The sequence below is a fragment of the Paenibacillus sp. 32O-W genome, assembly GCF_007679495.1.
In the GTDB taxonomy this organism is placed as follows: Bacteria; Bacillota; Bacilli; order Paenibacillales; family NBRC-103111; genus Paenibacillus_L; species Paenibacillus_L residui.
The window spans coordinates 1-13,972 of the sequence record NZ_VEGP01000025.1; the positions used below are offsets into that span (position 1 = coordinate 1).

Sequence of the window (13,972 nt, forward strand, 5' to 3'; positions counted from 1 at the left end):
TTAAACATAAAAAATATTTCTTATCCATCGTCCCGATGGATAACCCTACCAGCTTACACAAACTTCTTGACGCTACCGAAAAAATGATTGATGAACTTAAAAATAGAGTAAGTGAAGTTGAACGGCAACTAAAAGAAATAAAAAAAAGGTAATTATCACCGCCTAAATTGGAAGTATATTGTATTGACCCTTTTTATCTCCTTTGCTACTTGTTACGCTATATTAGCTTTTCTAGCTTATTTTTTGAAGCGTTAACTAGAGTTTACAAAAGCAAGATAGCCTATCACGTCTAACCACTCCATGTAAAGAGTCTTTGAGTATTCGGAAAATGTCTAAATCTACGTATCACGTGACATCAATCTTAAATTTACACAAATATTCTACACAGGGGGAGAACAGGCGGACAGAAGGTGCAGCGCAAAAACAATGGCAGTCCGGAACAAAGGGCCGCCGCTGAGGTCGTTAACAGCGCTTGCTTTCCCGCTTTCTTTGAACTATAATTAGAGCAACTTTCAAAATATAGGGGATGTCTTGATGTCGGCGGTTGTTCTTAACTAATCAATTTCATAAGGTCTCTTCCATTTCCATGAGGGATACCACAATATCAGGGCAAGACAGGCTGGTTCTTTTCCGTTCTGATATTTCTGTGCGACGTCTTTTTACTGTCTGTTCGTTTGACGGGTGAAATTCGCGCATTTGAGGTGGTTTATTTCCGTATGGATTCGTGGGAGGACCCATTAGTTAAGAACAACGGTCATCTACCATACCTAACGGATAACGGAGAGCCGTGCTTCTTGAGCACGGCTTTACTGTTGCTTATTTTGCGGGAGAAGTGTAAGGATTTCCATCCTTTTCTTTCGCGATAAGCCGATTCGGGCAGAGGGTGAACGCTTATGTTCATCCTCTGTTTTTTTATGTTTCGGGGCTCCCCTCAAAGCAATGTATAAACCATTATCGAAGCAAAGCAAGAAGAGCGACCGCGTTTAGAGGAAGGTTTAGAAGCCGACCCTTTCAGGGTGTCGGACGGATACGCTTCGAAGGCCGAGCGTCACTTTGTGGGGAATGTTCGAGGCTCCCCGCAAAGTAAGCAAGAAGAGCGACCGCGTTAGAGGAAGATTTAGACGCCGCCCTTTCAGGTTGCGGACGGATACGCTTCGGAGGCCATATGTCACTTTGCAGGTAGTTCTACCTATTTTGAAAGTAAGAGAGGTTATAACCATGAAGGATTATATAAATGAAGCCAGTGCCCATGTACAATTGCAGGAAGGAATCCGGGTGATCGAGCAGCTTTTCCTGGAATGCTATTTAAGACCGGGAATTTCTACGAAGGAGTTGGCGAGAAAAACTTTGCTTCCGCTTCCCGTTGCGGCCGCCATCAAGAAGGAATTGATCCGTGCGGGAGCCTTGCAGCAGGAGCGCGGGGTTCATTGTACTCCGGCAGGCCAAGCTTATATTGAGCGGGAACGGAAGTACGAGGGAATCGATAAGCGGCTGTATCTGAGGCTCATGGAGAAGGAATTCGATTGGAAATCGGAATTGGCCGAGCTTCTGGCGATGCTGCAGGAATGCTTCCATGGCCGTCCGCAGGTTAATGTGCAGATCGATCAATCCAAATGCACCTTGGAGACCAGCTTGAGCCGGGCGGTTCTATGCTTGAGAAACCATACTCTCATAGGTAAAAAAATATTATGCGTAGGCGATGACGATCTTGTCAGCGTGTCGCTTGGCTTTTTGCTCAAAAGACTGTTTCCGTCAGCCTCCGGGCCGAAGGGTATGATCGATGTTGTTGATATTGACGAGCGATTTTTAAGTTATATTAGTGATATAGCAGAGAGGGAAAATCTGCCGATCACCTGTCATCACGCTGATTTGCGCGAGCCTCTGCCGGAGAAGCTGCACGGGCAATACGATTGCTTCTTCACCGATCCGCCTTACACTTTGCAGGGAATGGTTCTTTTTCTCTCGCGGGGAATTAGCGCATTGAAGCCGGGGAAGGGGCTGCCTGTGTTCTTCTCCTTCGCTCATAAGTCACCCGACTTCATGCTGGCCATGCAGCGTGAATTCATTCAGATGGGCTTGACCGTCAGTGAAACGATTCCCTCCTTTAATGAATACGAGGGAGCCGAGATGATCGGAAACCGCGGACAAATGTTCATTCTGAAGTCAACGGAGCATACTCGCCCCGATATTAGCGGTCGTTTCGAGGATGCGATCTATACCGGAGAGGTCAGGAGGACTATGCGCACTTACGGGTGCAAGCAGTGCGGGGAACCGATCCTGGTCGGGATTCAAGGGAGCTATAAGACGATTGAAGAGTTGAAAAACAAAGGCTGCCCCCGCTGCAGCCATGCAACGTTCGATCTTAAGGAAAAGAAGTCAATATAACGGATTGGATACTCCGGGGAGGAAAAACAGAATATGAGAATACGTACCATACAAGAGAGCGATCTAGAGATTATAGCGGAATACGAGAAAGAGATTTCGGTGATTTCCTTCGGCAATGAGGCGGTAACGGATCTGGAATTCCACGGCCGCAAGCTGGCCAAGGCCATTCCTCAGGAACAGCAGGGGATGCTGGTGGCAGAGATGGAGGGACAGTCGGCCGGCTGGCTCTGGATGACCCCCAAGGTTAATTTCGTCACCAAGGAGAAATATATTATGTTCAAAAGCTTCTATATTGCCGAGCCTTACCGGGGATCCGCCTGTGCCGAGGCTTTGTTGGATGCAGGGATGCGGTTCTGCAGAGAGCAAGGGGCGAAGCGCATTGTCGGGCATGTCCATGTAAGCAATCTTCCGATGAGGGTGCTGTACAAAAATTATGGGTTCGAGCCTACTCATCTGACGATGGAATATGTAATGGATAATCCGCCCAATCCTGCGGAGGATGGGGGGATGTCGGAATGATCAAATGCCTGATCTGGGATTTGGACGATACGTTATGGGAGGGAACTCTGTCCGAGGATCGCAGGGTGACCTTGCGGCCGGGGATCATTGAAGTGCTCCGGAGCTTGGATGCGCGCGGCGTTCTGCTCAGCATTGCCAGCCGCAATGATCATGAGGACGCGATGGAGAAGCTGATGGAGCTGGGGCTCGCCCATTATTTCATCTATCCGCAAATAGGATGGGCGCCCAAAGCGGAAGGAATACGCCGAATCGTGAGCCGGTTGAACATTGGGGTGGATGCCGCCGCCTTCATCGATGACAATCCCTTCGAGCGGGAGGAAGCCCAGGCCTGCTTGCCGGGGCTGGCCGTGTATGAAGCCGGTGTCTATGGGCAGCTTCCTGATCTTCCGGAGTTTCAAGCTCCGGCCATAACGGGTGAAGCCGGCAGACGAAGGGAGCTGATGCTGATCCGGGCTGAGCGGGAGGACGCAGAGAGACAGTTTCCCGGTACGCGGGAAGAGTTCCTGCGTTCCTGCTCCATGGAATTGATGGTACGCCCGGCCCGCCAGCAGGATTCGGCCAGGGTCTATGAATTGGCCGCACGAACGAATCAATGGAACAATGGACTCGAAAGGGTCTCGCAGGACGTTGTGCGTAATTATATGGAAATGGGAGATAAGAGGCTATATGTGGCGGAGCTCAAGGATCGATTCGGTGACCACGGCATTGTCGCGGTAGCTATGCTGGATCTGCTGGAGGAGGGGCTGGCGGAAATTCGCTTGTTCTGCATTTCCTGCCGGATAGAAGGGCGCGGGATTGGAAATGCCTTCCTGGGGACCGTGCTGGAACTTCTTCAGCTCGATCATCCTGAGCTGCGGGAGGTGCGCTGCGGCTATAAATCGGAAAGCCGGAACCGCCCGGCCTTAATGCTGCTGAAGCTGCTTGGATTCACCCTCCAAGAGAGGAAGGATGACTTTTCCGTGTACGGATTGCCGCTGCCTGTTTCTTATCTGACGCCGGATTGGATCCATGTTCACAGCCCGTGCAAAGCGACAGAACCAGTGGAAGAGAGGAACGGCGATGAGGTGGAGCGAAGAGTGATCAGCTTGGTAGCCAAGTTATGGGGGCGGCCGGAGGTCGGACCGGAGACTGTGCTGCTGGGCGGCCGCGGGATTCTGGATTCGGTGACGGCCGTTCAACTGATTGCGGAGCTGGAGAATGAATTCCGGGTCGTTTTCGATGAAGACGATCTGCTGCTGGAGTCCTTGTCAACTGTCGAAAACGTGGTCCGCTTTATTGAAGCGAAGCTCAACTAGGGACTTCAAAACGGCGATTTCACCATTGATTCCCTCTTCTCCCTCTATACGGCAAGCATACTATAAGCCCGGCCCGCGTGATAAGACTTTACTCGGTCGTTCAGTTCGGATGCCGGGGTGCTTCATCTGTATCTCCGTCTATTTATCGAAAAAAGACAAAGAAATGGTTCCAATTGGCGGCGTAACATGATTAAATGAAAAGGAGAGTAGGTCATTCACGGAGTCAAGGAATTTTGGCCTAATTTGGGGCGGGCCCAAATATTTCCATTTGCCGCGTTTCGCGTGGCTAATAAAAACACAGTGAGGTTTACGGTCATGAAGAAAGACAGAGACAGCAATCTGTTGGTTAGAAGATTATGGTTCAAGACAAAACGGGCTCTATTAAAAACTGCTGCCGTATTAATGATTATTTGGAGTATCCTTTGGTTTATTGTTATGCTGACGGGCGGAGTGGATGAAATCGGGTTATTTCTCATTATGATTCTTCTGTTCGGAATTCTTCCGCTCGGCGTTGCCCTCTATATTCTCGGTCATCTGAAGAAAACAAAATATGACCTGCCGGAACCGGATTACGATCCCTCCAAGGATCAGCAATTGGAGAAAATCGTGTTGGCCATTGCCGTATCCCAGGACGGTCTCGTCACTCCTGCGGATATTGCCTTGGGATCCGAGTTCTCGCTGGAAGAAGCGAAGCAATATTTGGAGTCTTTAAGAGAGCAGGGCTTCGCCCATTTGAAGATCGCCGAGAATGGGACTTACGTCTATCACCTCCCCTATGTGCTTTCGTATGACCAGAAGAAAAACGCGGAAAGCATATAGGCCGCCCGGCCCGTTTCGTTGTGGCTTGCCATCTATGCATTATTCATGCGGCTTCCCTGAGTAAGCCGCTTTAATATTTTCGGGCAAGGGCGGCCGCAGTAAATCCGAAAAATAGGAAACAGGCCATATTTTAGCAAAATAAAAAGCGGCTAAACTCTAGTTCTGAAGAACTTAAAGACCACTTTTGGACTAAACGGACATCACCGGAACAGACAGCCTTAAGTCGTAATTTCCAAGCGATTAATTTACGTTTTTCGCCAAAACAAGAGACTTTTGACGCTGATAAAAAAACTTTGTCAAATCCTATGAAAGCGCAATAATATTTTGGGTTTTCAAAACTGGAAATCATTATATAATAGAGGTAGATTATTAAAAATATTAACATCATCAAGGATTACCGACCTGAAAAATTGTATAGGGGAGCGTTGAAGTCTATTCCTTATGTGGGCACTTGGGATAGATGGAGCTAGTAGTGCAACCGACCATCTTTCATTTTAATTGAGAGGTGGTTTTGTGTTTTTTTTGGCCCCTATCAAAACCGTGAGGCTGAAAATATGACTATTCGGAAGGTGATTTTTTGAATCGGTACATTAAGAACGATAGTGATTTTGTACTGGCGCTCATAACCAAACAGCGTGTCTCTATCTGGGATAAGGATCATCTGATCGATTCCGGAGGCGAGGTGGAGTGGGTGACGGCCAATACCGTGAAAATTAACAGCCGGGCATATCCTAGAGAGTTCTATCAATTTCGACTGGATTTTTCAAAATGTTCGCAGGATAAAAAAGGATTATTATAAGTTATGTAGAATATCTTCTATATTATGTAATAGCTGCTTCATCTATATTATCTAATAACTGCAGTAAATCAGGATGGTCATCATCGGTTATGCGAATCCGTATGGCTTCGGGGTTGACGATCTGCTTCCATATTCCTTTCTTTGAAGACCTTTACATAGCCTGGAGGAACTATGAAGCCAATTCCGCCGGAACAATGTAACGGGTTGCGAGCAATGAATGGCTGGCGGATTGACATGCTCTGACAGAAATCATCAGGCGGGGAGCAATAGGGAAGATTCCGATACGGACCAGATGGACGCTGCAAGCTTTGATCCGATGATTGTGTTAACTGAATAGGTTTACTTCCGTAATCAAAGTTTCCGGTATATAGAGAAAGAGCCTAATCCGGTGTACAGCTCTTATATCAGGATATAAGCCCTAATAATCAATAGTTTATTCGCAGCAGCACTTCAATTAAACGCGGAGGTTAATGGCATTGGATCGAGTTGTTATAACGGGCTATGGATTAAAAGCTCCTGGTATTGGTAATAAAATTCATTTCAGGGATATATTAGAGAACGGGGTTTGTACACAACAGATCGTTTCCGGCTTGGGACCTAATGGATCTGACATCATTTGCGGCAGAATTGATGATGAGCTGATTTCACTTCCCGATCGCAAATATCGATATTATCCACGTGTGGCCCGAATGGCCATTGCCGCCTCGGAGGAGGCTGCAGAAATGGCCGGACTCAAGGGAGACGAGCAGCAAGCGGGCATTATCATGGGAACATCCGTCGGGGGATTGAAGGAGATTGAGGAATACGCGCTTATCAGCGGCAGTCGGCAGTACCGGAAGTTTCCGATCTCCGGCGCCGGAGCCGGCAACCCGCACAGCATTACGGCTGCGATCTCCCAGCACTTGGGTATAAAGGGCCAAGCCTTCACCCTGAGCACTGGCTGTACCGCCGGAGTCGATGCGATGATGATGGGGAAGCTGCTTCTGGAGAGCGGGCAGTGCGAAATCTGCATTGTCGGCGGATCGGACGCGCCAATTACGGTTGGCAGCGTATACAGTTTCATGAGATTAGGCGCTATGTCACGAGAGACCGATATTTCCAGTGCCGGAGTGCCCTTCTCCCTGAGGAGCGACGGTTTTGTCGTCTCTGAAGCAGCGGCGGTTCTGGTTATGGAGCTGGAGAGCCGCGCCAAGAGGCGGGGAGCCCGAATATACGGAGTGCTGACGGGAATTCATAGCAACAATGATGGCCTATCCATCTTCGAGTCGGATACGACAGGACAGAATATGATCGCTGCGATGAAGGGAGCCGTTGGAGGTATTCAACCGACCTATGTGAATAGTCAAGCTCTGGGAATGAAAGTTAACGACCAGGTGGAGGCCATTACGCATCGCGCTCTGTTCGGCTCATCGGTTCCGATTACTTCTATTAAAGGAAATATCGGACACTCCTTCGCCTCGATCGGCAGCCTGCAAGTCATATCGGCTCTTCTATCCATGGAGTACGGATTTATACCGCCAACGATCAAGACAGAGGGGGATGGCTACGAAGACCTTCCCATCGTGAAGTCGGTCCGGTATGAAACAGTGAATCATGTAGCGATAACAACTCATGGGTACGGCGGGAACAACACATGTCTTCTACTGTCTAATTCTCAAGGAGCGAATTAAGCGGATGCTTTTTATTACAATGATCGCTTTTGCTGTCGTACCGCTATTTCTCGGTGTGGCTACAGTATTTACATTCAGGAAAACCCGATTAGCCAGAGGGTTCTTCATTTTTATGCTGTTTATCAGCGTCTGGCAGTTGGATGTGGCCATTCTATATGGATATGAATGGTGGACCCCGGAACAAATCGACAGGTTGTTCCGGTTTTTTCGCTTTGGTTTTATTATGCTGGGGCCGGCTTCCTTATATATAGCCCACATTGTTTATCATGATCTGGAAGGGCCCAAGACTGTCAAACGCCGTTTCGGCAGATTAGTCGAACATTTGGTAAGCATCCGGTTTATATTGATCTATTATGCGTTTTCTTTTATTGTCTATCTGCTGGGCTGGAGTTCCAAGGGAATCGAGAAGCTTTATTATGTGGAGCATCCGCAAAATGCCAAATATTTATACCCGATCTACGGTGAGTTCCAATTTCTGATCGCGGTAGTTCTTGTAATCTTTTTGTGCAGCTTGATCCTTTGTCTCGTTATCAGCCGTTCCGTAATCAATCGTCATATGCGCTTTTTCTTCCTGGTCTTCTGCGTTGTCTCCTTCCTGGCAGGAATAGTAGGAGTCTTTAACCTGGCAGAGGACAAGGGATTGTATCCGAGCGGGATTGCGGTGATGATATTCTCCATTACGATCTTCGCCGTCTATAACCGGATGAACGCAAATACGATACAGGATATGAATACGGAATTACTAGGGCAGAAGGAATTTCTGCGCAAGATGATCGATATGAATCCCAACTATATTTATGCGAAGGATTCGCAGGGAAATTTCTCCCTGGCTAATCTGGCCATGGCCCGCTTGTATGGCAAAAGTCCGGACGAACTGATCGGCTGCAATGAGAGGGAGTTGTCCGCCATTAGCGGCTCTTCCTCTTTCGGTATCTGGGATCGCGACCGCCGGCTTCTGGAAGGAATGGAGGAAACCGTCGGCCTGGAGGAGAAGTTTGTAGACGCGCAAGGTCATTTGAAATGGGTCCGGGTCTCCAAGATGCCGATCCATACCAGCGGGGGCAAGCAGCTTCTCTGTATCGCAACGGATATAACAGACTACAAGAGATACCAAGAGCAAATTATAAATCTGGCGTATCATGATTCATTGACCGGGCTGCCTAACCGGCTGCTGTATAACAATCGGTTGGCAGAAGCGATCACCACCTCGGAGCCGGGGCGGCTCGCGGTGATGTTCCTCGATCTGGACCGGTTCAAGCTGATCAACGATACGTTCAACCATACTACGGGGGACCTGCTCCTTAAGCTTGTAGCCGAACGGCTGCAGAAGTGTCTGCGGCCATCGGATACCGTATCGCGGCGTGGAGGGGATGAATTCAATATTATATTGAAGGATGCCACCCGGGAGGATGCTATACAAATTGCCAATGCCATTCTAAATGTATTCGATAAGCCTTATTGGCTGGACGGTCTTGAGCTTTATGTCTCAACCAGCATAGGGATAAGCATATACCCGGAGGACGGGGATGATGTCGAAACGCTGATTCGAAATGCGGATACCGCGATGTACCGCGCTAAGGAAAAGGGGAAAAATCATTATCAGTTCTATACGCCGGATATGAACGAAACGAACATGAGGAGAGTGCTGCTCGAGAAGGAAATGCATAAAGCATTGGAGAAAGGGGGATTCGAGTCGTGTATGGTGGTCTATCAGCCGCAGGTAAATGTCGCCACCGGTTTACTGACGGGAGTGGAAGCACTTCTGCGGTGGGATCATCGGGAATTAGGAATTATTTCTCCTTCTGAATTCATCCCGATCGCGGAGGAAAGCGGGCTGATTGTTCCGTTAGGGAAGTGGGCGCTGCGAATGGCTTGTTTGCAAAATGTAGCCTGGCGGAAAGCCGGTTACCTGCCTGTTCGGGTATCCGTTAATTTGTCCCCCCGCCAATTCCGGGATGAACGATTGATGGGGATGATTGAAGAGGTGCTGGAGGAGACAGGTATGGATCCTGCGTGCCTCGAGCTGGAAATAACGGAAAATATGGCGGTGCAGGGTGCCGACTACTTCGTGCGCAAACTGGCGGAGCTGAGAAGTCTCGGGGTGCAGCTTTCCATTGATGATTTCGGGACAGGCTATTCGTCCCTCAGCTATCTTAATAAGCTGCCTGTGCATAAGCTTAAGATTGACCGGTCGTTCATCCGGGATCTGAACACAAGTGTTGAGAATGCTGAAATCATTACCAGCATCATATCCATGGCCCATAAATTGAACCTTAAGGTAATAGCCGAAGGTGTGGAAACCGAAGAGCAGTTGAATTGGCTGGCGGGGAATGGCTGTGACGAAATCCAGGGATTTCTGATCAGCCGGCCTTTGCAGGCCGCCCAGCTGGAACGGAAGGGGATGTTAAGGCGCTGAGCGCGCCATCCCCTTGCCGAGTTTCCATAAGGAAAGCAATGCAGATGCAGTCGTCTGGTCCTATATAAGGAGCCGGATCAGATGACTGCTTGGTCGGAAGAATGCTGATACGTATCGGAGCTGGCCACTTCCTCCCTGGTGATTCGGTCCACAACCCGGTAATTCCAGCCCAGGAAGTTGAGAAGCGCCTTTTTGTGATTGCTTTCCATCATCGTGATCCACATTCCACGGTTGGTATGGCCCACTGTTAGCTTTTGCAATACATATCTCTTCACTTTGGATCACCGCTCCATCTCTGTAATGATAATGCCTTGACCATCCTAAGTATATGACAGCTTGATAGAAGAGTATGTCACGCAAAAAAAGTTAAAATTTTTAATTAAATTCCTCATAATTCGACAAAAATTGTTTCCGATTTGCTATATAATGGAGACAACTGTTAAAATAATGTATAACTTAATATCCTTTACCTGATTGGGAGTTTTGAAGTCTATTCTGTATCTGGGCACTTGGAATAGATGGAGCTAGTAGTGCAACCGACCATCTTTTGTCATATATCATGACGAAAGATGGTTTTTTGTTTCAAAGGGGCAAACAAGCTTTAGTTCGTATGTCCTTGAAGCATGGGGAAAGGAATTAAGTAGAAGGTTTGGAACGCCTTTATCATCGGATTTCAACTCCTGTGGTAATTCATTCATAAATTGTATAAGGAATCTGAGGATTAACTTAAGATGGGACGTCCGAACCTGGCGTGAAGTATTAATTAGCCGCTGCTTAATCAAGAATGAACCGATCCCTTAGGCTGCTGCCGTTCTCTATAAAGAGAGCGGATCGCTTATCCCGGCTGTACATAGGGCAGAAAATTTAGAGCGAGACCGGCAGACAGGGCAACGGGTTGTGAAATCAAGCAGGCAGGCATAGCTTCATCCGCAGTAAAAGGACAAAAGGAACAGAAGGTGAGATGATGAATAGAAAGTGTACCATCCCGGGGTGTGACAAGCCGTTGAAGGCGAGAGGGCTATGCTCTATGCATCACCAGAGATGGTGGAGAAATGGCGATCCGTTAGTGCTGAAACAGCAAATCATGAAGATTTGCAAAGTGAAGGACTGCGGGGAGCCGGCCAAATGCAAAGGCTATTGTTCTGTACATTATGCCAGATGGAGAAAGCATGGCGATCCGAATCATGTGCGTGAAGTTATCCGTATATGTACGGTCGAGAACTGCGGCAAAAAACATCGGGCCAGAGGTCTATGCGCTTCCCATTACCAAATCTGGGCCAGGAACAGAGACCTGCTTAAATCAGGAGACAGCAATAAAATCAATTTTCGGAAATTGCTTTATCGAAACATGCCTTAGAGGCATGTTTTTTTGTTTGGAAACGCTGCTGAATGTCTGGTCCCCGAATAGCATCCGGGATAGGAATCTAACAATTGGGCTCCATTTTGTGGGATTATGTTGGCTGCGAAGACGTCTTTGAGAAGACTTATGTAAAGTTCTTATTAATTTAATAAGATTACTCAACAATTTTCTACATGGATTTAAGACAACGCAGTCACAGGTTTTCAACAAAAAACGTGACTAACGCTCTACGATTTATGGATTTTTCGATTAATTATTGATGGGAACACATCCTAGTTTATGCCAGCGGAACTAATTTCTATCGGAGCTACTATAGTCTGTTTGTAGCTTGTGAGCTTTTTATTCCCTATGTATAATCTTGGAAATAAAGCGGTTGTTAGCTCTCCGGTCGAGCTAATTAGGTCGAACCGGATAGCATGGTCCCGGACAAGCCGACATCTGTTGACAAGAGACAACAAGGCAGGGAGGCCATTCCGGTTAATCTCTTTGTAGAGAATTAACGGTCTGGCCAGGAAGCAGTCTGTGAGTAAGCTCCTTCAGAAAGTCCCTCGGGCATGAACGCCGGAAGAGATTGTTATGAAATGGCATGGATTCGACAGCATCTTTGAAAGGATACCTACGGAATCTCTTGTTGGAACACAACTTCGATCCGTCTGCGGTGGTGACGAGCGGCATGTCCGACGACTGCCGGTTAGTAGTATGAACCGGGAGAATGGTTGCGGAATGAAGGATTTCATTCGGGACACTAATAGGGTCCTAAGAATCAACTTTAGGAGATTAAGACGAATTTTGCGGCATGTCTGTTTCTTGTTGTCGGTTTTGGTTAATAACAACACTGCAGGATCTTCTTTATGAAAAAGCTCCTAAGGAGGGATTAGGGATTGAGTTATTCAAAAAGATTGATACTGCTGATGGGTATCGATTCTGTCATCGTCATCTTCGCGATTTACGTAAGCAATTATGTCGCGTCATCTTCCTTCAGCCCATTCTCCTACACACTGGCGGTTAGCGCAGCAACTTTGTTTACATGCCATCATTTGTTTGCCTATAGGTACAAGCTGTACAAAAAGGTGTGGAGATACGCAAGCGTCATGGAGCTGCTCTCGATTTTCAAAGCGGTTACTTTCTCTGCAGCGATCACGATGCTGGTTCAGGGACTGCTGGCCGGACAAATTTACTGGAAGATCATGCTCATTACCTGGATGATGCACATGATCCTGATCGGCGGACTTCGCTTCTCCTGGAGGATGTACCGCGACAAATTTGTCCATAGAATAGGCAACCGCAAGCGAACCTTGATTGTCGGAGCCGGTTCCGCCGGGACGCTGGTAGCCAGACAGCTGATGCAGAACCCGGATGTGGAGCTCTATCCGCTGGCATTCATCGATGACGATGAGACGAAGCATCGGTTCGAGATTGCAGGCTTGCCGGTGCTTGGCGGGCGGGACAAAATCAGGGAAACGGTGGACAAGCTCTCCATTACGAATATCGTTATCGCCATACCGTCATTGAAGAAGAGAGAATTGAACGAAATCGTTCAGGAATGCAGCCGGACTGGCGCCAAGGTACAGATTATTCCTATGTTCGAGGATTTGGTAGAGGGCAAGGTATCCGTCAATGAGATGCGCGATGTTCAAGTCGAGGATTTGCTGGGCAGGGATCCGGTAGAGCTGGATACGGAATCGATCCGCAAATATATTACGGGCAGCACGGTTCTGGTTACCGGGGCCGGGGGCTCAATCGGCTCCGAGATTTGCCGACAGCTTGCGGTTTTCTCTCCAAGAAAGCTGATTCTGCTCGGACACGGCGAGAACAGCATCTATACGATTGAGATGGAGCTGCGCTCCATTGTGGGAGATTCGATAGAGTTAATTACCGAAATTGCCGACATTCAGGATCGGGCCAAGATGTTCAGAATCATGAGGATGCATAAGCCCAGGGTTGTGTTCCATGCGGCGGCGCATAAGCATGTTCCGTTAATGGAACGGAATCCCGAAGAATCGATCAAGAACAATATTATAGGCACGAAAAACACGGCGGAGGCCAGTCATGAGGCAGGGGTGGAAACCTTCGTCATGATCTCCACGGATAAAGCCGTCAATCCGACCAGCGTCATGGGAGCGTCCAAACGGATTGCCGAAATGATCATTCAAGAGCTGGATGGCCGCAGCCGTACCCGGTTCGTGGCGGTCCGTTTCGGCAATGTGCTGGGAAGCCGCGGGAGCGTCATTCCCCTCTTCAAGGAACAAATTCGCAAGGGAGGTCCTGTAACCGTTACTCATCCCGATATGGTCCGGTACTTTATGACCATTCCCGAAGCCAGCCGTCTCGTCCTGCAGGCCGGAGCACTCGCCCGGGGAGGGGAGATTTTCGTCCTGGACATGGGGAAACCGGTGAAAATCGTCGACCTCGCAACGAATCTGATCAAGCTGTCGGGCTATGATCTGGACGAGATCGGCATCCAGTTCAGCGGGATGCGCCCGGGGGAGAAGCTGTTTGAAGAGCTTCTTAACGAGAATGAAGTTCATGAGGAGCAGGTCCATCCCAAGATCTATATCGGCAAAGCTACTTTGAGCGATGAGATGGCGGAGATTACCGAGATTCTGCAGCATTATGAGAAGTGGGACCGGCTGGTGATTCAGGATAGGCTGCTGCAGTTGGCCAATCGAAAGCAAACCAAGAAACTAATTGTGGTGTAAGGGAAAGGAG

10 protein-coding genes and 2 riboswitches are annotated in these 13,972 nt (G+C 48.3%); of the genes, 9 read left to right on the forward strand and 1 reads right to left on the reverse strand.

Going from position 1 to position 13,972, the window contains the following annotated elements; translation table 11 throughout:
• Positions 1-1,218: 1,218 nt before the first annotated feature.
• From FS806_RS11785 to FS806_RS11815, 7 genes are all read left to right on the forward strand, one after another.
• Complete coding sequence (locus tag FS806_RS11785) at positions 1,219-2,385, forward strand: bis-aminopropyl spermidine synthase family protein (protein ID WP_144936279.1); 1,167 nt, start codon at positions 1,219-1,221, stop codon at positions 2,383-2,385.
• 33 nt (positions 2,386-2,418) lie between these two features.
• A complete protein-coding gene (locus tag FS806_RS11790; protein WP_144936282.1) occupies positions 2,419-2,904 on the forward strand; it encodes a GNAT family N-acetyltransferase in 486 nt (161 codons plus the stop codon).
• Positions 2,901-4,199, forward strand: coding sequence for an HAD-IIIC family phosphatase (locus FS806_RS11795; RefSeq protein WP_186328333.1), 1,299 nt, complete (start codon positions 2,901-2,903; stop codon positions 4,197-4,199). Before FS806_RS11790 ends, FS806_RS11795 begins: the two co-directional genes overlap by 4 nt.
• Before the next feature lie 315 nt (positions 4,200-4,514).
• Positions 4,515-5,018, forward strand: a complete 504-nt coding sequence (locus FS806_RS11800; protein ID WP_144936285.1) for a hypothetical protein — start codon at positions 4,515-4,517, stop codon at positions 5,016-5,018.
• 409 nt (positions 5,019-5,427) lie between these two features.
• Positions 5,428-5,511: riboswitch (cyclic di-GMP riboswitch) on the forward strand.
• Positions 5,512-5,595: 84 nt separating this feature from the next.
• Positions 5,596-5,817 carry a hypothetical protein gene (locus FS806_RS11805; RefSeq protein WP_144936288.1) on the forward strand — a complete coding sequence of 74 codons (222 nt, stop codon included), beginning with the start codon at positions 5,596-5,598 and terminating at the stop codon, positions 5,815-5,817.
• A 476-nt stretch (positions 5,818-6,293) separates the two neighbouring features.
• Positions 6,294-7,487: a beta-ketoacyl-[acyl-carrier-protein] synthase family protein gene (locus tag FS806_RS11810; protein ID WP_186328334.1), complete on the forward strand. Its 1,194-nt coding sequence runs from the start codon at positions 6,294-6,296 to the stop codon at positions 7,485-7,487.
• Between the two features lie 4 nt (positions 7,488-7,491).
• Positions 7,492-9,903, forward strand: a complete 2,412-nt coding sequence (locus FS806_RS11815) for a putative bifunctional diguanylate cyclase/phosphodiesterase (RefSeq protein WP_186328335.1) — start codon at positions 7,492-7,494, stop codon at positions 9,901-9,903.
• A 77-nt stretch (positions 9,904-9,980) separates the two neighbouring features.
• Here FS806_RS11815 and FS806_RS11820 read toward each other — a convergent pair whose 3' ends face one another.
• Positions 9,981-10,148, reverse strand: coding sequence for a hypothetical protein (locus FS806_RS11820; protein ID WP_222126647.1), 168 nt, complete (start codon positions 10,146-10,148; stop codon positions 9,981-9,983).
• Positions 10,149-10,371: 223 nt separating this feature from the next.
• Positions 10,372-10,454, forward strand: a riboswitch (cyclic di-GMP riboswitch).
• 410 nt (positions 10,455-10,864) lie between these two features.
• On the opposite strand from FS806_RS11820, the gene FS806_RS11825 reads away from it, so the two are divergent.
• Both FS806_RS11825 and FS806_RS11830 read left to right on the forward strand, forming a co-directional pair.
• On the forward strand, positions 10,865-11,260 hold the full coding sequence (locus FS806_RS11825; protein WP_222126648.1) for a hypothetical protein: 396 nt from the start codon (positions 10,865-10,867) through the stop codon (positions 11,258-11,260).
• Between the two features lie 884 nt (positions 11,261-12,144).
• On the forward strand, positions 12,145-13,962 hold the full coding sequence (locus FS806_RS11830) for a polysaccharide biosynthesis protein (RefSeq protein ID WP_144936301.1): 1,818 nt from the start codon (positions 12,145-12,147) through the stop codon (positions 13,960-13,962).
• The last annotated feature ends 10 nt before the right edge of the window (positions 13,963-13,972 follow it).